The 671-nt window shown below is 79.4% G+C and carries 1 pseudogene; it reads left to right on the top strand.

What is annotated here, in order from left to right:
* Window positions 1-671, top strand: a pseudogene (locus DKL51_RS17535) (hypothetical protein); the annotation flags it as partial.

Raw genomic sequence — 671 nt, 5'->3', positions numbered from 1 at the left:
GCATCACCGCCTCCGAGGCGCCCGCCGCCGGCCGGGTCCGCGTGCCGGGCGCCGACACGTACGACGACCCGTCCGTCAGGGGCCGCTACGCCGCCCAGGACGAGGCGGCCTGGGCACAGCCCGCCGCCGACCGGCGAGACGAGGACGACGCGGCCCGCCGGGCGCAGTCTGCCGGCCGGTACGGCGCCGGCGTCTACGGCACCGCCCAGCCCGGCGTGTACGGCGCGGCGCGCGGCGCCGAGCACGACGTCCGACCGGAGCCGGGTCCCCGCCAGGTCGGGGTCGTCCACCACACCGAGACCGTGCACGTCACCACCCGGCACACCATCGTGGACGGTGCTGGCGCCGATCCGGTGGCCGGCAACCTCTACGGCGGCGGGTACGCCGGGCGCTGGTCCCCGGCGCCGGAGGAGCGACCCTGGTCCGGCGAGCCAGAGGACCGTTCCCGCTCGGGGTACGCCGAGCCGGACCAGCGCAACTGGTCGAGCGAGGACCGGCCCTGGACCGGCCAGGCCGGGGGCCGGGACGACCGGCCGTGGGCCGGACCGGCTGCCGCCCGCGACGACCATTCGTGGGCCCCCGACGACGATCAGGCCGCGGCCGGGCCGGCCGACCGGTGGGCCGGCGAGCACGACGAACGAGCCTGGGCCGCGCCCCGGGAGGAGCCCGGC

The organism is Micromonospora globispora, from assembly GCF_003857015.1.
GTDB lineage: Bacteria > Actinomycetota > Actinomycetes > Mycobacteriales > Micromonosporaceae > Micromonospora > Micromonospora globispora.
This window is presented reverse-complemented; position numbering and strand designations above follow the sequence as displayed.